The organism is Amycolatopsis echigonensis (assembly GCF_014174495.1).
Classification (GTDB): Bacteria; Actinomycetota; Actinomycetes; order Mycobacteriales; family Pseudonocardiaceae; genus Amycolatopsis; species Amycolatopsis echigonensis.
The window spans coordinates 97,721-117,231 of the sequence record NZ_JACJHR010000002.1 but is presented as its reverse complement, the minus strand read 5'-3'; the positions used below and the strand labels follow the sequence as shown (position 1 = coordinate 117,231).

Annotated in this window: 22 protein-coding genes; 15 read left to right on the top strand and 7 right to left on the bottom strand. The window is 69.5% G+C overall.

Translation table 11 applies throughout. The features are described 5' to 3' along the window. The first annotated feature begins 72 nt into the window (after window positions 1–72). From H5411_RS02105 to H5411_RS02085, 5 genes are all read left to right on the top strand, one after another. Complete coding sequence (locus tag H5411_RS02105; protein ID WP_167441941.1) at window positions 73–906, top strand: LytR/AlgR family response regulator transcription factor; 834 nt, start codon at window positions 73–75, stop codon at window positions 904–906. A gap of 6 nt (window positions 907–912) precedes the next feature. Further along, a complete protein-coding gene (locus H5411_RS02100) occupies window positions 913–1,422 on the top strand; it encodes a hypothetical protein (RefSeq protein WP_101436586.1) in 510 nt (169 codons plus the stop codon). 70 nt (window positions 1,423–1,492) lie between these two features. Beyond that, entirely contained in the window at window positions 1,493–3,283 is a 1,791-nt protein-coding gene (locus H5411_RS02095) for a sodium/solute symporter (RefSeq protein WP_101436585.1), read from the top strand. 44 nt (window positions 3,284–3,327) lie between these two features. Continuing rightward, window positions 3,328–3,684, top strand: a complete 357-nt coding sequence (locus tag H5411_RS02090; RefSeq protein WP_101436584.1) for a rhodanese-like domain-containing protein — start codon at window positions 3,328–3,330, stop codon at window positions 3,682–3,684. A gap of 279 nt (window positions 3,685–3,963) precedes the next feature. Then, window positions 3,964–5,064 (top strand): DUF4328 domain-containing protein, encoded by a 1,101-nt coding sequence (locus tag H5411_RS02085; RefSeq protein ID WP_244194646.1) that lies wholly within the window; start codon window positions 3,964–3,966, stop codon window positions 5,062–5,064. Here H5411_RS02085 and H5411_RS02080 read toward each other — a convergent pair. After that, a complete protein-coding gene (locus H5411_RS02080; RefSeq protein WP_101436583.1) occupies window positions 5,061–5,663 on the bottom strand; it encodes a TetR/AcrR family transcriptional regulator in 603 nt (200 codons plus the stop codon). The two genes, H5411_RS02085 and H5411_RS02080, sit on opposite strands and share 4 nt — an antisense overlap. A 96-nt stretch (window positions 5,664–5,759) precedes the next feature. Between H5411_RS02080 and H5411_RS02075 the strand changes: the two genes are divergently transcribed. Together H5411_RS02075 and mca are read left to right on the top strand one after the other, a co-directional pair. Continuing rightward, a complete protein-coding gene (locus H5411_RS02075; protein WP_101436582.1) occupies window positions 5,760–7,109 on the top strand; it encodes an MDR family MFS transporter in 1,350 nt (449 codons plus the stop codon). After that, window positions 7,106–7,921 (top strand): mycothiol conjugate amidase Mca, encoded by an 816-nt coding sequence (mca, locus tag H5411_RS02070; protein WP_101436581.1) that lies wholly within the window; start codon window positions 7,106–7,108, stop codon window positions 7,919–7,921. The genes H5411_RS02075 and mca overlap by 4 nt, the downstream gene beginning before the upstream one ends. Window positions 7,922–8,124: 203 nt before the next feature. Here mca and H5411_RS02065 read toward each other — a convergent pair whose 3' ends face one another. Further along, the gene (locus H5411_RS02065; protein ID WP_101436580.1) at window positions 8,125–9,279 is read right to left on the bottom strand and encodes a cytochrome P450; all 1,155 of its coding nucleotides are present in this window, start codon (window positions 9,277–9,279) and stop codon (window positions 8,125–8,127) included. Between the two features lie 76 nt (window positions 9,280–9,355). On the opposite strand from H5411_RS02065, the gene H5411_RS02060 reads away from it, so the two are divergent. From H5411_RS02060 to H5411_RS02040, 5 genes are all read left to right on the top strand, one after another. Further along, a complete protein-coding gene (locus H5411_RS02060; RefSeq protein ID WP_183122791.1) occupies window positions 9,356–10,231 on the top strand; it encodes a DUF5926 family protein in 876 nt (291 codons plus the stop codon). 56 nt (window positions 10,232–10,287) lie between these two features. Continuing rightward, the gene (locus tag H5411_RS02055) at window positions 10,288–10,641 is read left to right on the top strand and encodes a DUF952 domain-containing protein (protein ID WP_183122790.1); all 354 of its coding nucleotides are present in this window, start codon (window positions 10,288–10,290) and stop codon (window positions 10,639–10,641) included. 124 nt (window positions 10,642–10,765) lie between these two features. Next, the gene (locus tag H5411_RS02050) at window positions 10,766–11,329 is read left to right on the top strand and encodes a SigE family RNA polymerase sigma factor (protein WP_376772084.1); all 564 of its coding nucleotides are present in this window, start codon (window positions 10,766–10,768) and stop codon (window positions 11,327–11,329) included. Next, a complete protein-coding gene (locus tag H5411_RS02045; protein WP_183122789.1) occupies window positions 11,326–12,159 on the top strand; it encodes a hypothetical protein in 834 nt (277 codons plus the stop codon). The genes H5411_RS02050 and H5411_RS02045 overlap by 4 nt, the downstream gene beginning before the upstream one ends. A gap of 96 nt (window positions 12,160–12,255) precedes the next feature. After that, window positions 12,256–12,840, top strand: a complete 585-nt coding sequence (locus H5411_RS02040; protein WP_101436576.1) for a dihydrofolate reductase family protein — start codon at window positions 12,256–12,258, stop codon at window positions 12,838–12,840. A 68-nt stretch (window positions 12,841–12,908) separates the two neighbouring features. Here H5411_RS02040 and H5411_RS02035 read toward each other — a convergent pair whose 3' ends face one another. From H5411_RS02035 to H5411_RS02025, 3 genes are all read right to left on the bottom strand, one after another. Then, the gene (locus H5411_RS02035) at window positions 12,909–13,460 is read right to left on the bottom strand and encodes a ferritin (protein WP_183122788.1); all 552 of its coding nucleotides are present in this window, start codon (window positions 13,458–13,460) and stop codon (window positions 12,909–12,911) included. A gap of 160 nt (window positions 13,461–13,620) precedes the next feature. Next, window positions 13,621–14,817 (bottom strand): arginine deiminase, encoded by a 1,197-nt coding sequence (locus H5411_RS02030; protein WP_183122852.1) that lies wholly within the window; start codon window positions 14,815–14,817, stop codon window positions 13,621–13,623. Window positions 14,818–14,877: 60 nt separating this feature from the next. Continuing rightward, on the bottom strand, window positions 14,878–15,711 hold the full coding sequence (locus H5411_RS02025; RefSeq protein WP_183122787.1) for a CPBP family intramembrane glutamic endopeptidase: 834 nt from the start codon (window positions 15,709–15,711) through the stop codon (window positions 14,878–14,880). 22 nt (window positions 15,712–15,733) lie between these two features. On the opposite strand from H5411_RS02025, the gene H5411_RS02020 reads away from it, so the two are divergent. Continuing rightward, complete coding sequence (locus tag H5411_RS02020; protein WP_101436572.1) at window positions 15,734–16,201, top strand: PPOX class F420-dependent oxidoreductase; 468 nt, start codon at window positions 15,734–15,736, stop codon at window positions 16,199–16,201. 58 nt (window positions 16,202–16,259) lie between these two features. Here H5411_RS02020 and H5411_RS02015 read toward each other — a convergent pair whose 3' ends face one another. Beyond that, complete coding sequence (locus H5411_RS02015) at window positions 16,260–17,051, bottom strand: DUF2470 domain-containing protein (protein WP_101436571.1); 792 nt, start codon at window positions 17,049–17,051, stop codon at window positions 16,260–16,262. Window positions 17,052–17,293: 242 nt separating this feature from the next. On the opposite strand from H5411_RS02015, the gene H5411_RS02010 reads away from it, so the two are divergent. Then, the gene (locus H5411_RS02010; protein WP_279630049.1) at window positions 17,294–18,148 is read left to right on the top strand and encodes a hypothetical protein; all 855 of its coding nucleotides are present in this window, start codon (window positions 17,294–17,296) and stop codon (window positions 18,146–18,148) included. Further along, window positions 18,145–18,780, top strand: a complete 636-nt coding sequence (locus H5411_RS02005; RefSeq protein ID WP_101436570.1) for an IclR family transcriptional regulator — start codon at window positions 18,145–18,147, stop codon at window positions 18,778–18,780. The genes H5411_RS02010 and H5411_RS02005 overlap by 4 nt, the downstream gene beginning before the upstream one ends. On the opposite strand, the gene H5411_RS02000 is transcribed toward H5411_RS02005, so the two are convergent. Next, the gene (locus H5411_RS02000; protein WP_183122786.1) at window positions 18,777–19,436 is read right to left on the bottom strand and encodes a DUF998 domain-containing protein; all 660 of its coding nucleotides are present in this window, start codon (window positions 19,434–19,436) and stop codon (window positions 18,777–18,779) included. The two genes, H5411_RS02005 and H5411_RS02000, sit on opposite strands and share 4 nt — an antisense overlap. Window positions 19,437–19,511 lie beyond the last annotated feature (75 nt).

Below are 19,511 nucleotides of genomic sequence, written 5' to 3'. Positions count from 1 at the left end.
GCGACTCCGGTACGCCACTCACAAGCGGTACTCTGCGCTGGGGTCTGGACAATGCACCTCGCAATCGGCAGGATGCGTCTCACTGTGAGTGCTCACGACGACACCCGGAAACTCATCGTCCTTGCCGTGGACGACGAGCTGGCCGGGCTGGACGAACTCAGCCACGGACTCCAGAACAACCCGCACATCCACCGCGTTTTCCAGGCCTCGGACGCCTCCGACGCGCTGCGGCTGTTCTCGCACGACGACCCGGAACTGGCTGCCCGGCGGGCAAACGGCCTGCCGACGGTCGACGCCGTGTTCGCCGACATCGACATGCCCGGCCTGTCCGGCATGGAAATGTCGCGCGTGATCGCCGCGATGAACCCGTCGCCGGTACTGGTGTTCGTCACCGGGCACGCCGAGGAAGCGGTGAACGCGTTCGACCTCGGCGCGGTCGACTACGTCCTGAAGCCGTTCCAGCAGGACCGGCTCGACCGGTCGGTGGCGCGCGTGCGCGAGAAGCTCGCCACGGTCGCGGGGCCGCCCGCGGGCCAGGGCGGCTCCGAGCCGGTGAAGAACGACGACGAGGTCATCCCGGTCGAACTGGCCGGCACCACGAAGCTGATCCCGCGCTCGTCGGTGCGCTGGGTGGAAGCACAGGGCGACTACGCGCGTCTGTTCACCACCGAGGGCAGCCACCTCGTCCGGATCCCGCTCGCCCAGCTCGAAGAACGCTGGGAGAAGGCCGGATTCGTGCGGATCCACCGGTCGTTCCTGGTCGCGCTGCCGCTGATCACCGAAATGCGGATGGGCCAGGGCGGCTACCAGGTCGTGATCGGCAACGAGGAGAAAGTGCTGCCGGTCAGCCGGCGGCACACCCGGGCGCTGAAGGACCGCATCGTCGGCTCCGGCCGGGGCGGCTAACCGTCGATGGCCTCGCCCGAAGACCCTTACCACCGGCTCGAGAACGGAGTCCGCAAACCGGACCCGACGCTGGGCGTGCGGCCGGAGGACCGCGCGGTGGTCGAACCGGTGCCTCCCGCCCCCGAACCGGTCCCGCGGTCCAGCGAACCCGCGCACGTGCGGCCGAAACGGGAACGCGTGGTGCTCGCCGATTCTCGGCAGTCGTCGGGGCGGATGCGCGGGCGGATCGAACTGGAGGAACAGACCAGCTGGGGAAAACTGCTGGTCCGCGACCTGGTGAAGGTCCAGTTGCGCACGTCGGTGCTGCTGGCGGTGCTCGTGCTGGCGGTGCTCGGGGTGCTGCCCGCGCTGTTCTACTTCCTCCCGGCGGTCGCGCGGTTTACCGTGATCGGCATCCCGGTCCCGTGGCTCGTGCTCGGCCTGCTTCCGTTCCCGTTCCTCTTCGCCGTCGGCCTCTGGTACAACCGGCTCGCCGAGCGGCACGAACGCGACTTCGTCGACATGATCGAGAACTGACCCGCGCGGGGGACGCGCTCCCTGGTGGCGGCGCGTCCCGGAAGCGTGCGGTCGTGCGAGGATTCACGCCGTGCAGCTGACCCCGTGGACGTTGACCGGCCTCGCGCTGGTCGCCTTCGCGACCTACTACCTTGGCTTCCGTTCGTCGCGCCGGGCCACCAGCACGCACGACTTCCTCGTCGCCCGCCGAACCGTGCGCTCCAGCCGCAACGCCGCCGCGATCTCCGGCGAGTACCTGTCCGCGGCGTCGTTCCTCGGTGTCGCGGGCATGGTGCTCAAGCAGGGCGCCGACGCGACCTGGTACCCGATCGGCTTCACCGCCGGGTACCTCGCGCTGATGCTGTTCGTCGCCGCGCCGCTGCGCCGATCCGGTGCCTACACGCTGCCGGACTTCGTGGAAGCCCGGCTCGGTTCGATCGGCCTGCGCCGGTTCGCGACCGCGGGCGCGGTGTTCATCGGGATTCTCTACATGGTCCCGCAGCTGCAGGCCGCCGGTTTGACGCTGGCGCAGATCGTTCCGGTGCCGGCGTGGGCGGGTGCGCTTCTCGTCATCGTCCTGGTCGCGGTCAACGTGATGGCCGGCGGGATGCGCGCGATCACCGTGGTCCAGGCGTTCCAGTACTGGCTCAAGCTGTTCGCGATCGCCGTGCCGACTTTCGTGCTGTGCATGGTTTTCTTCGCCGGCGGCGGCCCGGGCGGCGTGCGCGCGCTCGGTGCGCCCGCGCCGCCGGTGTTCCCGTCGGACACCAAGGTGACGGTGCAGACCGACGTGACCGTGAAGGTCACCACCGAGACGTTCTTCTACGCACACGGCCACATCGACGACGGTCCCGCGGGCGGCATGGCGCGCTGGTCGCCGCTCGTGCCGCACAAGGTGTCCGCGGGCACGACGCTGGAATTCGCCGCGGGCACGCCGGTGCCGGTCGTGAGCGACGCGCCGACGACGAACGACGCGTGGCTGCACCCGGCGTCAAGCGGCCTCAGCGACCTGCTGCAGACGTACTCGCTGATTTTCGCGCTGTTCCTCGGCACCATGGGCCTGCCGCACGTGCTGGTCCGCTTCTACACCAACCCCGACGGCAAGGCCGCACGCCGCACCACCGTGCACGTGCTGCTGCTGCTCGGGCTGTTCTATCTATTCCCGACGATGCTGGGCGCGCTCTCGCGGATGTACGTGCCGCAGCTGCTGCTCACCGGCAATACCGACGCGGCCGTGCTGTTGTTGCCGACCGCGGTGCTGCCCGGCTGGCCAGGGCAGATCCTCGCCGCGGTGACGGCCGCGGGCGCGTTCGCGGCGTTCCTCTCGAGCTGCTCGGGGCTGCTGGTGAGCGTGGCCGGGGTCGTGTCGACGGACCTGCTGCCGGGCCGGGTCCGGGACTTCCGGGTCGCGACGCTCCTGGTCGCGATTTGCCCGATGGCGCTCACGCTGATCTTCCGCACCGAGGACATCTCGCTCTCGATCGGGATGACGTTCGCGCTCGCCGCGTCCACGTTCAGCCCGCTGCTGCTGCTCGGCATCTGGTGGCGCAAGCTCAGCTGGCCGGGCGCGCTGGCCGGGATGGTCATCGGCGGCGGAATGGTGCTCGGCGCGCTGGCGTACAACATCGTCTGCGAGTACACCGGAGACAAGACGCCGTGGTACACCGTGCAGCCGGCGCTGATCTCGGTGCCCTCGGCGTTCCTGGCGACCTATGTGGTGAGCCGGCTGACCCGGTCCGGCCGCCCGGAACTGGTGAACGACATCATGCTGCGCCTGCACGCCCCCGACCCGCTCGGCCTGATGCGCGACCGCGCGGTCGCCCGGTTCGGCCAGGCCGACGACAAGGCCCGGACCGGCCGGGGACGCCACCGCAAGGCTTAGCGGTTAGCGTTCCTCACGCGCGTACAACGTCCTGACATGGGAGCATGGAACCTGTGGTGAGCCCTGCTGAAATTCCGACCGCTGAAGTCCGCGACCTGCCCGCGGACGTGGCACTGCTCGACGTCCGCGAGGACGACGAGTGGGCCGCCGGGCACGCCCCCGCCGCGGTGCACATCCCGCTCGGCGAACTGCCCGCGCGGGTCGGCGAACTCGCTGAATTCCCCGAGGACAATCCGGTCTACGTGATCTGCCGCTCCGGCGGCCGTTCGGCACGAGCCACGGCCTGGCTGAACGCGAGCGGCTGGGACGCGGTCAACGTCGCGGGCGGAATGGGCGCCTGGGCCCGCGAAGGCCGCCGCATGGTGAGCGATAACCCCGACGCTGAACCCGAGGTTCTCTGACGGATGCCTGCCCAGTCTGTTCCCGAGCCGCCGGAATCCTCGGATCCGGCGTCGTTCGTGCCTGGCTTTGGCCGGGAGAAAGGGAACGCTGGGCCAGCTAATGGCGGGCGCGAGTCCGCTCCGGGCCACGAAGGACCTGCGGGTGCCGCGCCGGTGAACGGACCTGGCTGGGCTTCGGCTCCACCGCCGGGCGGGCAGCCGCCTCCCGCTCAGCCTGGCGGCGCGGATGCTCGGCCAGGCAATCCGGCTCAGCCGGGCTTTCCTCCGCAACCCGGTGGTATGGCGGCCCGGCCGGGTACGCCGCCGCCTGGTTATTGGGCACCGCCGCAGGCGCATCCTGGCCAGCAGTTCGCCAATCCGTACCCGCAGCAGTACCCAGCGCAGGCCTATCCGCAGCATCCGGCGTACCCGCGTCCGTTCACCGCTGCTCCGCAAGGCGCGATCCACCGGCCCGCGCAGCAACAGCAGCAGCCGAGCCCGCCGAAACGAGCGGCCAAACTGCGCTGGGTCGCGTCCCCGCCGCCAAGTGCCGTCCGCCGTCGCCGCGCCGTGCCCGCGACGCCCTACTCCGGTCCGCCGTCCTATCCGGTGCCGCCGCGCTGGGGCTTCCCGAACCTGACCTGGCGCCGTCCGACGACCGTGCCCGGCACCGCGTCCGGCGAGATCCGGCCGCTCGACCGCATTCCGGTGCTCGCACGGAGCCTTACGACAATCCTCTGGACGTTCGCCGTCCTCGCCGTGACCGCGGCGGCGGCGGAAATCTGGCGGTACGCACTTCTCGTGGAGAGCCGCGATTCCGCGCTGAACTCCAGCGTGGTCGAGTTCTCCGACGCCTTTGTGATGCTCGCTGGGCTGCTCACCACGATCTTTTCGCTGCTTCCCGCGGGGCTCTCGGTCTGGTGGCTGCTGGTCGCCCGGCAAGCCGCTGCCGACGAGGCGGGGGAAGCGCCGCCGCGGCCGGTCTGGCAGGTGCTCGTGAGCGTGCTGGTGCCGATCGTGAATCTGCCGCTCGCGTTGTCCGTGGTCAGCGAGCTGGAGCACGCCGTCCTCCGCCGTCCGCGTGACCAGCGGCCGAAGCCCTCACGGCTGGTGCTGGGCTGGTGGGGCGCGTGGCTGGCGAACTGGGTCCTGCTGATCGTCACGATCATCTGGCGGATGCGGCCGGGCGTGCAGGCGATGGCGGACAGCGTCCTGCTGGTCGCGCTCACCGACCTGACCGCGGCCGCGCTCGCGATCGTCACCGCGCTCGTGATCCGGCGGTTCTCGCATCTGCTGATGCCGATCGCCCCGGAACGGCTGCGCGACCTCCGCGTGCTCAAGATCGAGGGCGCGCCGGAGCCGGAGCTGCGGACCGCGCGTCCGGTCGGCGCCGCGCGTTAGAGGTCGCCGAGCGCCGGTTCCAGCTGGCCGAACGCGACCGCCGCGGAATCCCGGATCTGCTCCACCAGGTCGTCCAGTTTGACGTCCTGCCAGGTCAGCTGCCAGACGTCGTCGAGAAGAAGCCGCAGCACTGACGTGAGATGCGCCCCGGCCGTCCGCGACAGCATTTCGCGGTCCGGATGCCGGTCCAGCAGCGCGGCGACGAGCTGGGTTTCCCGGTCGACGTGCATGTCCCGGAGCGCGGACGTGAGCCGTTCGCTTTGCCGCACCATCCGCACGAAGGACACGTCCGCGAACCCGAGCATCGGGCCCGCCTTGTCCAGCTCCGCGAAGCATCCGTCCCGGACGGCGACCAGCGCCGGCGTTTCCGGATTGGCTCGGACCAGGTTCGCCGGCCAGTCCACGAAGTCCGTCCGGATGTCGAAGACCAGGTCTTCCTTCCGGCTGAAGTGATTGGTCACGGTCATCTTGGCGACCCGCGCCGCCTCCGCGACCTCGGCGATCGTCACCTGGTCGAACCCGCGCTGGATGAACAGCCGGGTCGCGACCGCCGAGATCGTCTGCCGCGTCTCCAGCTTCTTCTGCTCCCTGAGGCTCACGTCGGCCAGTGTACTAGGTCGGACCTAAATTTGTGCTTGACCCATTAACTGGGTTCGACCTAATCTCAGGTCCGACCTAGTGAAGGGGGTGCTGCGATGACCACGCGGCTTCCGGTGGCTCCGGTCTCCGATTCCGGGCTTCGCCGGCTCGGCGGGGTCCTGATCCTGGGCGCGGTGCTGTCGATCCTCGACGCGACGATCGTGTCGGTCGGCATCGGCGTGATGGCGCGTGACCTGGACAGTTCGCTGCCGACCGTGCAGTGGGTGGCCAGCGCGTACCTGCTGGCCGCCTCGTTCACCATCCCGCTGTCCGGGTGGCTTTCCGACCGGTTCGGCGGCCGTCAGGTGTGGATCGCGGCCGTCGGGCTGTTCACGCTGGGGACGGTGCTGTGCGGATTCGCCTGGTCGGCTCCGGCGCTGATCGCGTTCCGCGTGCTGCACGGGCTCGGCGGCGGTCTCATGCAACCGGTCGGCCAGGCGATTTTCGCGCAGGCGGCCGGTCCTCGGCTGGGCCGGATGATCGGCATGGTCACGCTGCCCGCGACCGTCGCGCCGGTGCTCGGCCCGATGCTCGGCGGCGCGCTCGTCCAGGACCTGGGCTGGCGCTGGCTGTTCTTCGGGATCGTGCCGTTCGGCGTCGTCACTCTGCTGCTCGCCGTCCGGGTGCTGCCGCGCGAAAACCCCGCTGGCACGCGTGATCCGCTGGACCTCCGCGGGCTCCTGCTGCTCCCGCCTGGTCTCGGCGCGCTCGGTTACGGCCTAGGCGAAGGTTCCCCCGCCTTCGCCCTCGCCGGCGCGATGTTGCTGCTCGCTTACGCCTGGCACGCTCGTCGTGCGCATGCGCCGCTGCTTGACCTGAAGTTGTTCGCGCACAAGGCTTTTACCGTCGCGAGCGCGAGCACCTTCCTGCTTGGCGCGTCCCTGTACAGTTCGATGCTGCTGCTTCCGCTTTACTACCAGCAAATCCAGCACACGTCCGTGCTCGCCGCCGGACTTCTGCTCGCGCCACAAGCCCTCGGCTCCGCCGTTGTCCTCATCGCAGGCGGAAGACTGTTGGACCGCTTTGGCTCGCGAGCAGTCATGCTCACCGGCATCGCGTTGTCGCTCGTAGGCACGATCGCCTTCACGCAACTCGGCGATTCCCCAAGCCCGGCCCTGTTGACAGTTTCGTTGCTGATCCGTGGGTTCGGCCTAGGCGCGACGACCACTCCCGGCATGACGATGCTCTACACCTCACTGGAACGCAGTCGGATCCCGCGTGCGGCGAGCGCGATCAACGTCGTCAACCGCATCGGCGGCTCGCTCGGCACGGCGCTTCTCGTCGCTGTCCTGCACGCGCAGCCGCGGGGTGCCGCCGCGTTCGGCACGACCTTCACCTGGGCACTCGGCCTTTCCCTGCTGAGCTTTATCCCCGCCCTCTTCTTCCCGAAAGGAACTCGCGCATGACGCTTCGCCTCTTGGCCGTGCACGCCCATCCCGATGACGAATCAAGCAAAGGCGCCGCGACCCTGGCCCGCTACGCAGCCGAGGGCGTGGACGTCCTCGTAGCCACCTGCACCGGCGGCGAACGCGGCGATGTACTCAACCCCACTTTGGACCGAGAAGACATCCGACGGGATCTGCCCGCCATCCGTCGCCGGGAAATGGCTGATGCGGCAAGGATTCTCGGCATCCGCCAAACATTCCTCGGCCATGCGGACTCGGGTATGGACGAGCCGTCCCCGGCCGGAAGCTTCGCGCGGATTCCTTTGGCAGAAGCGACAAAACCACTGCTGGAACTGATGTGGGAATTCCGTCCACAGGTGGTCGTCACCTATGACGAGACCGGCGGTTATCCACACCCGGACCACATCCGCACGCACGAGGTCACGACCGCGGCGTTCGAGGAGTCCGACGACGGCACCCCACGCAAGCTCTACTACCTGGCCACGCTCAGCCGATCCTGGTTCGAAGCCATGCACGAAGCGACCCTCGCCGCGGGTGAAGAGTCGTTGATGGGTCCGGTTCTGGAAGAACTGCCGCCGACTGACGTCCTGACCGTGACCACCCGCATCCGCTGCGAGGAATACTTCGCGACCCGGGATGCCGCGTTGCGCGCGCACGCCACGCAGATGGACCCGGGGCATCCGTTTTTCGCGCACTCACGCGAGATCGAGCGGAAGGCCTGGCCGTGGGAGGACTACCACCTGGCCCGCACGAACGGCCCCGTCGAGATCGGCCCCGGAGTGGAGGACGACTTGTTCGCGGGCTTGCGGTGAGAGCGGGGCGGGTTGCTGGGCCGTTTGCTGGTTTGCGGGGGTGTCCTCGGTATGTGGTCCTGCCGTCCGCAGACCGGGCGGGTACGCGGCCTGCTTCCGAGTGGCATGGGGCCTTCCTGTACCCCGGCTCCAAGAACCGGTCAGCGCCGATTCCGGCCCGCAGCGGCGCGATTATGCAGCACTTGCCACCCGAACCGCGCAGGTCAGGCAGTCACCGGCAAAGTCCGCAGTCCCCGGATCACGAATTCCGGCCTCCGCTCCGGCTCCGCGGCCAGCCGCAGGTCCGGCAGCCGCTTCGTCAATGCCGTCAACGCGGCCGCGATCTCCACCCGGGCCAGCGGTGCCCCGACGCAGTAATGGATCCCCATCCCGAACCCGAGATGTGCGTTCGGCGACCGGCCCACGTCCAGGGTGTCCGGGGCGTCGAACACCTTCGGGTCGCGCGCCGCGGCACCCAGCAGCGCACCGATCTTCGAGCCCTTCGCCACCCGATAACCGGCGATTTCCACGTCCTCGGTCGCCGTGCGCTCGAACAACTGCAACGGCGAGTCGAAGCGGATCAGTTCTTCCACAGCCGAGTCCAGCAACGTGGGGTCGGACCTCAGCCGCTCCCATTCCGTGCGGTGGGTGAGCAGCGCGGTCACCCCGTTGCCGATCACGTTCACCGTCGCCTCGTGTCCGGCCATCAGGAGCAGTACCGCGGTGGCGACGACCTCGTCGGGGGTCAGTTCGCTCGCGGTCAGGTCGCGGACGATCCCGCGCGGGGAGCCAGCGACGACGTCGCGAAGGTACGCCACGAAATCGGCCGCGGCTTGCTCGGCGGCGTCGCGGCCTTCCTCCGACAGGCCGTATTCGTACATCTTCACGATGGCGTTGCTCCACGTCACCAGCTGCGAGCCGTCCGACGTAGGGACGCCGAGCAGTTCGGCGATGACCGCGACCGGCAGCGGCTGCGCGAGGTGTTCGAGCAGGTCCGCGCTTCCGTCGGCGGCGATTTTCGCGGCCAGAGTGTCCACCATGGACTCCGCGAGTTCCGCGACCATCGGACGCAGCCGTTGCACGTGGCCCCGGCCGAACTCGCCCGCGATGACGCGGCGCAGGCGGGTGTGCGCGGGCGGTTCGTTCTCCAGCAACGAGTTGCGGTGCAACAGGTTGAACGACGCGAACCGTTCGAGCGGTTGCGCGTCGGTCCAGATGCGGCCGAGTCCGCGGTGCCGGAGCACGGCGGCGGACGCGGCGTGCGAAACCGTGATCGCGATGCCGAGGCCGTCGTGCTGGTGCACCTCGCCTTCGGCGCGCAGCGCGGCGAACGCGGGATACGGGTCGGCGAGGAAAGCGGGATCGCGAGGGTCGAACACGAGCTGACTCTAACCCGCGAGCCTGGGCGGCCGGTCCCTTCGATAGCGTCTGACACCGAGTTCCAAGGAGGCTGAAATGGGTAAAGGCGCGCGTAAGAAGGGTCCCAAGCCGGACCGCAAGCCGAAGGTGCGCGACGTCTTCGTCGGCCAGCCGTTCGAGGGTCTGGCGGCGGGCCCGGAGCTGATCGCGCTGCGCGAGTTCGTCCCGTCGGCCACGGCGAAGCTCACGCTCGCCGACGGTGGCGACGTCACGCTCGGCACGGTGCTGCCCATGGCCGCCGCGGCGTTCGTCCGGTCGGACGGCGAGCGCTTCCTGGGGCTGCAGGTGCAGACGCGATCCTCGGACATCAGCCGCGACCTCGGCCGCGCGCTGCGCTGGCTGCTCGACGCCGAACCGGGCGATGTGCTGTCGGTGCCGGACACGACGTCGCCCACCGATCCGGACGAGCGCAACCGGCTCCAGGACCTGCTCGTGCCGAGCGCGGAGCTGGAGGTCGACCTCCACACCGACTTCGCGTGGTGGCTGCCCGAGGACGCGGACGCGACCGGCGACGTCGCGGTGTCCCTTGAGCGTGCGAACGCCGCGATCATGCCCACCGACCGGCTCGGCTCCGGCGCGTACTGGGTGCTCGCCGGCGAGAAGGCGCACCTGCGCTGGGTCCGCCCGGAACCGGAGAACCTGCTGCTGCAAGCGCTTGCGCGACTGTCCGCGGCGGGCACGCTCGGGCTCGGCGAGGGCACCCGGTACGCCGGGTCGTTCCGCGCGCACGGCCTGCTCGTCCCGGTGTGGGACCTCGACCCCGAGGCGCACGCCCGGGAATGGGCCGAGCCCAAGGACCAGCTCGGCGCCCGGCTGGACGAGGCCCTCAAGTCGCTCGACTCGGAGCCGCTCAACGCCGCCGAGCGGCGTGCCCGCGACGGTCTGATCGGGCGGCAGCTCACCATTCGCTGACGTATCCACCTGTGGACAACTCAGGCCGAGTTGTCCACAGGTGGGACGATCGCTTCGTGATCCTCCACATCTGCACCCGCGACGAGTGGGCCGCGGTGCCCGCCGACGGCGAATACCGCGCGCCCTCGCTCGACGACGTCGGATTCATCCACTGCTCGGATCCGGGCACGGTCGCCCTGCCCGCCAACGCGCTTTACCGCGGCCGCACCGGGCTGGTGCTGCTGGAAATCGACCCCAAGCTGGTCGACGCGCCGGTCCGCTGGGAGGACGGCGTGCCGCCGGACCCGCGCGGAATCCTGTTCCCGCACATCTACGGGCCGCTCCCGCGAAACGCTGTGGTCGCGGTCCACGATTTCCCCACTGACTCCGGCGGCGCCTTGAAGCTGCCCGAGTCGCTTTCCGTGCGCTGACCTCAGTTGTCCACAGCTACGGAAAGTAGCGACGGAGACGGGACAACCCTCGGGGGCGCTCATGCGTGGTGGGGACGACGAGGAACCGTCGCTGCACGTGGTCATCCGGGGAGGGGGCGATACGGTGACGGCAGCCGCATTGCCCCTCGCGAGCGGAGATCCACCCTGGGCAGGTTCCGCGGAGGAAGCGGTCAACACCGTCACGGACTTCGGCGAGTTCGTGCGCGAGGCCCTGCCCGGGCTGCTCCGCTACGGCCACGTTCTCACCGGGAATCCGCACGATGCCGCCGACCTCGTCCAGACCGTGCTCGAAAAGATCGGCGCGCGCTGGTCGTACGTGCAGCAGAAGACCGGCGACCCGCTGGCGTATGTGCGGCGTTCGATGGCGAACGCGCACGTCAGCCGCTGGCGCCGGACGAGGAAGGAGAACCTGGTCGCGGACCTGCCCGAGACCAGCCCGTGCGCGCCGAAGGATCCCTTCGAGCACGAGCCGCTGTGGCAGGCGCTGCGGGACCTCCCGCCGCGGCAGCGCACGGTGATGGTGCTGCGGTACTACGAAGGACTGTCCGAAGTGGAAATCGCGAAGGCGCTGGACATCAGCCAGGGGACGGTGAAAAGCCAAGCGAGCAAGGCGATCGCGTCCCTGCGGGCGAAACTGCGGAACCAGGAAGGAGGCGACGCCGGGTGAGCCAGCCCGACGATCTGGAACAGCGGCTCCGCGCCCTCTTCTCCGACGACCGGCTGGCCGTGGAGCCACCCGAGGACGCCGCGTCGGCCATCGTGGCGGGCGCGCGCAGGCGGCGGCGCAGGCAGCGGATCCTGACGTCCGCGGCCGGGGCGGCGTGCGTCCTCGCGGTGGCGTCGGCCGGACTGGTGGTGCTCCAGTTGCGCACCCAGCCCGCGGCGACCGATGTCGCCGCCCGCCAGGTCGCTTCGGCCCAGCCCGCGATGCCTTCTTCTTCGGTGCCTGAGCCGCCGTCGAGCGCCGAATCGACGCAGGTGCCAGCGCCGGTCGAATCATCGGCACCCGGTACGGCCGAGCTTCCGGCACCGCCCGCGCGTCCGCACCACACGAAGCCGGCGCCGCCGCAGACGACGCCGACGACGAAGGCCGTGTCCGGAGCGTTGGTGACCGCGGACGGCCTGGGCGCGGTGAAGCTCGGCATGACCGAGCAGCAGCTCGCGGACCAGGGCATGAAGCTCACGGCGGTGAAAGAGTCGGCTGGCTGCACCTACTACGACGTCAGCGGTGCCGGGGTGCCCGCAGCGACGGCCGTCGTGTCGCAGGACAACGGCGTGGTCGCGGTGAAGCCTGATGGCACCGCGCACACCCCGGAAGGCGTCGGCGACGGGTCGCCGAAGGACCAGGTCACCGCGACCTATCCGGGCACGTCGGAGTCGGGGAGCGCGCTCGTGTCGCCGACCGGTGACCAGGGGGCGTATCACTTCACGCTGAACTCGGACGGTGCGGTCCAGAGCATCGAGGTCCGAGCTAAGACGCAGGACTGCGCCGGCTGAAAAATTTCCTCGGGCCGATGTCGATCCGGCTCCGCGCCGCTCGTGTAGCGGGTGACGGGCCGACCGGCGGCCCGCGGAAGCGGAAGGACAACCCCGATGCGTTCGATCAGCGTCACCCTGAGCATCACCCTCGACGGCGTCGTCCAAGGCCTCGGCCGCAGCGACGAGGACACTCGCGGTGGGTTCGACCTAGGCGGCTGGGGCAACGGCTACAGCGACGACGTCATGGCGCGCGAGATGGCCAAGGGCATGAGCCGGCCTGGGGACATGCTGTTCGGCCGGCGCACCTGGGAGGATTTCCGCATGGCGTGGGGGCCTCGGACCGACGGGAATCCGTTCACCGCACACATGAACGCCGCGAAAAAGTACGTCGTCTCCACTACCCTCGACAATGCCGACGCCTGGCAGAATTCGGTGCTGCTGCGCGGCTCCGCGGTGGAGACCGTGGCGGAGCTGAAAGCCTTGCCGGGTAAGGATCTTTCGATCATCGGCAGCGTTTCGCTCGTGCGTGCGCTGCACGCCGCCGGACTGGTCGACCGCTACACGCTGCTGATCCACCCGCTGACGCTCGGCCGCGGCGCGCGGTTGTTCGAGGGGCCCGCGCCGTTGACCGAGTTCTCCCTCGCCGGAAGCGTCGCGACCACCACTGGCGTGCTCATCGCGCATTACGAGCGGCGATGAAGTTATCCACAGGGGGAAGCCCGGTTGTCCACAGTGGGGACAACCGGGCTTCCGGGATCGTGTGAGCGTTACAGCGCGCCACCCGCGACCGGGGGCATCCCCGAGTCCGCGCCGGTGGCGCCGACGGCCTCGCGGTGCAGGAACTTCTCGATCTCGTAGACGTTGTCACCCGCGCGGCGCGCGACCGTGACCAGCGTCGACATCTGGGAGATCTCCTCGACCTGCTCCTTGAGGAACCACTGGACGAACTGCTCGCTGATGTAGTCCTCCTCGGCCCGGGCGGCCTTCGCGAGCGCGGAGATGTCGGCGGCGACCTCCTTCTCCTGCTCCAGCGCGAGCTCGATCAGCTCGAGCGGGGCGGAGAACTCGTTGCGGACCTCGCCGGTGCCGGGAATCTCGACGTGGTGGTCCCGGTCGAGCATGTACTGGACGAGCGCCATCGCGTGATTGCGCTCTTCCACCGACTGCTTGTAGAAGTGCTTCGCCAGCTGCGGCAGGTCCTCGTTGTCGAACCAGACCGCGAGCGCGATGTACTGCTGGGAGGCGTTGAACTCGTTGTGGATCTGCGCCTGCAGCAGTTCGTAGAACTTGGAGCGCGGTTCTTTCTTCGTGAGGGCCATGTCCATCACGGTACGTCAATGTTCGATTGTTTTCCACTTTTGGCTGGTGATCTCCACCCTATTAGGGTTACCATTCCTCAAGAAGGAAACACTTATTTTGGTTAGCCTTCCCTTAATGTATTTACCCTTATTAAGGAAAGGCTAACTTCGCCTCAAGACGTCAGCGCCGCTTCGGCGGGGGATCGCGGCGCACCGGGCACGACATGCAGCGCGGGCCGCCCCGGCCGGACCCCAGTTCGGACCCGGCGATCGGCAGCACCTCGATTCCCGCCGCGGTGAGCCGCTCGTTGGTCTCCGCGTTCCGTTCGTACCCCACGACCACACCCGGGGCCAAGGCCAGCGTGTTGTTGCCGTCGTCCCACTGCTCGCGCTCCGCGGTGACCGGGTCGAGGCCGGTGTCGATCACCCGCAGCCGGTCGATCTCCATCGCTTCCGCGGCGGCTTCCAGGAATGGCGTCGGGCCGGCCACTTTGACCCCGCCGTCGCCGGTCGGTTTCAGGGTGAACGCGGTGAGGGAATCGCGGGCGAGCGGATACATCACGACGGCGTCGACATCGACCATCGTGCACACGGTGTCGAGATGCATTGTCGCGCGCGATTGTTCGATCGGCACCGCGAGGACGGTATGCGCGAGTCCGTCGGCGAATACGGAACGAGCGAGCGATTCGGCGCCGGCCGGAGTCGTCCGTTCGCCGACGCCGATCGCGACGACGCCGGGGGCCAGCAGCATCACGTCTCCGCCTTCGATCGGGGCGGAATGCGCGCCGTAAGCGCGGGCGGCGTGGCGGAATCGGGGATGGTAGGCGTAAATGAGGTCGAGCAGCGCCGTTTCCCGCCGCCGCGCGGGCATGGTCAGCGACGAAATCGCGACACGGTCGCCGATCCACGCCGACGAATCGCGGGTGAAGAGCAGATTGGGCAACGGATCGACGGCGAAGTCGCGCGGATGGTGCATCATCCGCACCAGCGACGCGCCCTCGGCGGATGGCAACTCCTCGAACGTCATGCCCGCCATCAGGACTTCGGCGAGCGTGGGCGCGTCGACGCTCGTGAGGTGCGACCTCAGCGAGTCCGCGAGGTCGTTGCCGAGCCGCCGGTCGTCCACCGCGGCGTGGACGCCGGCGGCGTGCGCGCGCTGGTCTTCCAGCGCGGTGCGGAGAACGTCGGCCAGCAGCAGCACCTCGACGCCGCGGCCGCGCAGGACGTCGGCGAACGCGTCGTGTTCCTGCTGGGCGCGGCTCACCCACGGGATGGAGTCGAAGAGCAGCTTGTCGTTGTTGCGGGGCGTGAGCCGTTTCAGCTCGTTGCCCGGCCGGTGCAGCAGGACTGCCCGGAGAGGCCCGACTTCGCTGTCCACCCGGGGAGGTGCGGTCATCTCGCTCGTCTCGCTCACGAAACGGAGCCTAATGAGCGGGCATCACGGGAGCCAGGAAAGGCGGCCTTTCAGCAACGAATAGCCGACGAAGGACACCACATCGAACAAAGTGTGCGCCGCGATGAGCGGCCACAGCCGGTTGGTCCGCTGCCATACGCGGCCGAACACCAGCCCCATCACCAGGTTGCCGACGAACCCGCCGAACCCTTGGTACAGGTGGTAGGAACCGCGCAGCACGGCGGCGCCGAACAGCGACGCGTTCTCGCGCACCCCGAGTTGCCGCAGCCGCGTGAGCAGGTACCCGATCACGAGCACCTCCTCGGCGAAAGCGTTGCCGAACGCGGAAAGCGTCAGCGCGATCGGCCGCCACCACGTATCGCCCAAAGTGGACGGTTGCACCGCGAGGCTGAACCCGAGGTGGTAGGAGAGGAAGTACAGCGCGAGCCCGGGAATGCCGATCAGCGCGGCGAGCCCGACGGTGACGAGCGCGTCGGAGCGGATGCGGCGGCTCAGGCCGATTTCGCGCAGTTTCAGCCCGGCCCGCCACAGCAGGTACAGCCCGAGCCCGCCCCAGCCGATCAGTTGCGCGGCGCTCAGCAGCTGCTGGAGCAGGTCCAGCAGGCTCGCCGCGGCGCGCGGGACGTTGAGCTGCACTTGCTGCTGCGCCAACGGGGTCGGGCGCAACAGAGAGTCCACAAGGGACAGCAGACTGCGCGCGCCGGACAGCCCGAGGGTGATGCCGAAAACGAGGGTCAGCTCGATCTTGACCGCACGCCGCTCACCGGGATCGGTGAGCGGAGCCGGGAACGCCGGAAGTGCCGGGTTGAGCCAGGATCGCAGGCCGGACAGCCCTCCGGAGCGTTCTGTGGTGCGCATGAACGCACGCTACCGTCGGGGTATGCCGAGGACTATCGCCACCAACACGAAGGTCGAGCGCGCCGAGCTGGTCGCGTTCCTGAAGCCGCGTCACCGCGCGATCCTGGTGACCACCCGCGCCGACGGGCGGCCCCAGCTGTCCCCGAACACCTGCGGCGTCGACGACGAGGGCCGCATCGTCATCGCGACCTATCCGAAGCGCGCGAAAGCGGTCAACCTCCGGCGCGACCCGAAGGTGTCGGTGTGCGTGCTGTCGGACGAGTGGAACGGCCCGTGGGTGCAGGTCGACGGGACCGCGGAGGTGATCGACCTGCCGGATTCGGTCGAGCCGCTGGTCGACTACTTCCGCAGCATCTCCGGCGAGCACCCGGACTGGGACGAGTACCGCGAGGCGATGCGCAAACAGGGCAAGAGCCTGATCCGGATCACGATCGACCGCTGGGGGCCGATCGCGACCGGCGGCTTCCCTCCGGAGCTGGCCGACGAGTGAGGTCCGTGAAGGACTCCTTGAGGGAATCAGATTCCCTCAAGGAGTCCTTCACGGCCAGTCAGGCTTCGCCGCGGAGGAAGGGGCAGCCGAGGAGACGCCGCAGTTCCGCGGCCAGCTGCGGCGGGCTGTCGACCGTGCGGGAGAAGGCGAGGCGGACGTCGTGGTCGCCCGCCGTCGATTCGACGCGCAGGCGCAGGCCGTACCGGTCCAGGCCGAGCGGGCGGATCCGGCCGCCGCGCAGGTCCGCGGGCAGATGCCGGGCCAGCTGCTCCACGACGTCCGGATGGTCGCTTTCCAGATGCCGCAGCCATTCCGCCTCGTAATCGTGGAACGGGTCCGGCGGGGCCGCGCTGAACATGTGCGGCCGAAGAGAATGCGTGCCCTCCGCGTCGGCGAGGACCAGTGAGGCCGGGGTCAGCCGGAGCAGCGTGAGGCCGTGGCCTACGTCGAGAAGCCGATGGTCCGGCCGCTGCTCCGCGATCGACACCGCACGCGCGCGGGCCGACACCTCGGTCAGCGGCCGGAGCCATCCGGTGATCCACAGCAGGCCGCGGACCGGTTCCCGCAGCGCCACCGGGGCGTGGTCGGCGAGCTCGACCATGACGGCGAGCTCGCCGCGCTGAGCCTGCCGGGACGCGCACACCATCGGGTGCTCGTCCGGCAGAAGAATGCTGACGCTTCCGCTGTGGTGCACGTGATGCAGGACCGGCTCGACGCGTTCGGCCTCGCAGCCGGCGTTCTCGACGGTCGGCATGATCGTCGCCGGGCCGCCGCGCGTCGCGATCGTCTTGGCGCGTTCGGCGGGATTCGGCGCGGGCGGGCGGCGCACGGATACGGGTGCCTCGGTCACGGCTCCACCTCCTACTTAGGTGAGCCTAACCTGAATTGCCACGCGAAGGGAAGAGTGCGCGGGAAGATCACCCAGGGAGCGGGAAAGTGCTGGTCAAAAGCCCCGCGGCAGCACCGGACCAGGCGGATTCGGCCGAGCGGGCCAGTTGCGGCCTCAGGGAAAGTCTCTCGAAAAGCGTCCGCAGAGCGAACGATTTTGTCCCCTTGCCGTACGCTACTAGCGTGTCAGTCGTGTCAAGCGCTGTGGAACTCACGCCCCCCGGCCCCCGTGGAATTCCTCCCCTGTTCGCGCGGCTCGTCGACGACTCGGCGCTCTTCCCGCCCGCGGACGTCGCGATGCCGGAGGCGCTGCGTGCGCACTTCGAGTCGCGCAGCGGGGAACACGCCGGGGTGCTCGGGGTTTTCCTGTGCCAGGCCTCGCGGCTGCCGGAGCTGATCACCGAGCTGATCAAGATCAAGCCCAAGGAGCCGCTGCCGCTGTCGCTGATCATCGACACGGGGCTCGGCGGCGTTCCGAAGGCGATCTCGATCGTCGAATCGCGCAGCGAGCTGCTGTCGTTGCGGATGGTGGAGATGCCCGCCCCGTCCGACGTCGACGAGGTGTGGCTCGAACGCGTCTCGGAGTTCGTGCCCGAGGACGTGATCCGGGTGGTCGAACCGCGCCGCGGCGTCGGCTGGCTCGACGGCGTCCGCAACGTGATCGAGCACGGCAGCTGGCCGAAGATCCGCTGCGGCGGCAAGGCGGGCGAGAACTTCCCCAGCGTGGACGAGGTCGCCGACTTCCTGTCCGTGGTCAGCGGCTCGCCGGGGGCGTCGTTCAAGGCGACGAACAGCCTGCACCGCGCGGTCCGGCACGTCGACCCGGAGACCGGCTTCACGCACCACGGCTTCCTGAACCTGCTCGTCGCTTCGGCGCGCTGCCTTTCCGGCGGCGACGTCCGGGCAGCGCTGGAATCGACCGACGGCAAGGCGCTCGCGGACGAAGCCCGCGCGTTGCCGGAGCCCGCCGCGAAGGCGGTGCGGGAGCTTTTCGGGTCGTACGCGGCGGCATCGTTCGCCGAGCCGGTGGCCGACCTGGATGAACTCGAGCTCTTGTGAGCAGGGAGGGGTCGCTGACCCTCGACCGCGGTTTGGCGCTGCTGCAGGCGGTGGCCGATTCGGGCGAGCAGGCGGCGACCATCTCCGAACTCGCGGTGGCCATCGGCGCGAGCCGCGCGGCGGTGTACCGGCTGCTGGTGCCGTTGTCCGAACGCGGCCTGATCTGGCGGGACGGCACGAAGGTGCGGCTCGGCGTCGGGGTGCTGCGGCTGGCCGGTCAGGTGCTCCCGCAGCTGCGTGAGGCCGCGCGGCCGGTGTTGCGCGAGCTCGCCGAGAAGGTCGGTGCTACGGCGCATCTGACGGTGGCGCAGGGCGATCACGCGCAGGCGGTCGCGGTCGTGGAGCCGTCGTGGACGAACTATCACGTGGCGTACCGGGTCGGCAGTATGCACGCGCTCGCCGCGGGTGCGGCTGGGCGGGCGATGGCGTTGCGGCCGGGCGCCCCTGACCGGTGGAGCGTCTCGACCGGCGAGATCGAGGCTGGCGCTTCGGGTGTGGCCGCGCCCGTGCGCGGGGTGCCTGGGTTACGGGCGAGCGTCGGGGTGATTTCGCTGGAGCCGCTGGCTTCGGACGAGGTCGGGCCGCTGACCGTCGAGGCCGCCGCGAAGCTCGGTGAGGTGTTGCGGTCCTAGCGGCGGGACGCGGCGACCAGGGGCCGGACCATGGTCAGCAACAGCGCCAGGTCCACCGTGAACAGCAGCCGCTCGAACAGCCCGAGCGTCACTTCCTGGTGCGCGGGCCCGGTGATCAGCGTGAACACGAACCCGCCCAGCACCACCGCCACGCTGGCGAAACTCGCGACGGCCAGCCGGCGGATCGTCGTGCGGCGCGGCTCCCACGGACACGATCGGCCGCCGCGGCGGGTCAGCAGCCAGGCGGCCGTGGGGAGTGCGAGGAACGCGGTGAGGGCGGCGGCGTTGTGCAGCTGGCCGTCGAAGGACCGGGCTTCGCCGTTGGGGTCGACCGGGACCGTCGCGCAGATCGTGAGGCCGGCGCACCACACGCCGAGCAGGATGACGACCGCGGGCGAGCGGCGGGCCTTGACGAGCCCGGCCAGCAACGCCAGCGAGCCCAGCGCGAGGGCCAGGCACATGACGGTGAACAGCCGCGCGGCGGAATGGTCGCCGAGCCTGCCGTAGACGTACTCCGACAGCGTCTGCCAGATCGGGCTGATCTGCGCGGAGAGCCGCAGGTGCAGATCCGTGGCGATGACCACGGCCGCCCCGATGCCGACCAGCGCGAGCTGGCCGTGCACCGGCGACACGGCGGCGCGGGAGGTGGTCGGCACGGGCGCTCCTCGGCGGTCACGGCAGAGGCCATGGCGTCACCGGGGGTTCACCTGGTCCTCGTTCGGGGGTTCCGC

Excerpts from the sequence above, each read along its gene's own strand:
- H5411_RS02085 (WP_244194646.1), top strand. The coding sequence starts at position 3,964 with ATGGCGGCCCGGCCGGGTACGCCGCCGCCTGGTTATTGGGCACCGCCG.
- H5411_RS02020 (WP_101436572.1), top strand. The coding sequence starts at position 15,734 with ATGCCGAGGACTATCGCCACCAACACGAAGGTCGAGCGCGCCGAGCTG.
- H5411_RS02040 (WP_101436576.1), top strand. The coding sequence starts at position 12,256 with ATGCGTTCGATCAGCGTCACCCTGAGCATCACCCTCGACGGCGTCGTC.
- mca (WP_101436581.1), top strand. The coding sequence starts at position 7,106 with ATGACGCTTCGCCTCTTGGCCGTGCACGCCCATCCCGATGACGAATCA.
- H5411_RS02075 (WP_101436582.1), top strand. The coding sequence starts at position 5,760 with ATGACCACGCGGCTTCCGGTGGCTCCGGTCTCCGATTCCGGGCTTCGC.
- H5411_RS02035 (WP_183122788.1), bottom strand. The coding sequence starts at position 13,460 with ATGGCCCTCACGAAGAAAGAACCGCGCTCCAAGTTCTACGAACTGCTG.
- H5411_RS02025 (WP_183122787.1), bottom strand. The coding sequence starts at position 15,711 with ATGCGCACCACAGAACGCTCCGGAGGGCTGTCCGGCCTGCGATCCTGG.
- H5411_RS02060 (WP_183122791.1), top strand. The coding sequence starts at position 9,356 with ATGGGTAAAGGCGCGCGTAAGAAGGGTCCCAAGCCGGACCGCAAGCCG.
- H5411_RS02090 (WP_101436584.1), top strand. The coding sequence starts at position 3,328 with ATGGAACCTGTGGTGAGCCCTGCTGAAATTCCGACCGCTGAAGTCCGC.
- H5411_RS02100 (WP_101436586.1), top strand. The coding sequence starts at position 913 with ATGGCCTCGCCCGAAGACCCTTACCACCGGCTCGAGAACGGAGTCCGC.
- H5411_RS02105 (WP_167441941.1), top strand. The coding sequence starts at position 73 with ATGCGTCTCACTGTGAGTGCTCACGACGACACCCGGAAACTCATCGTC.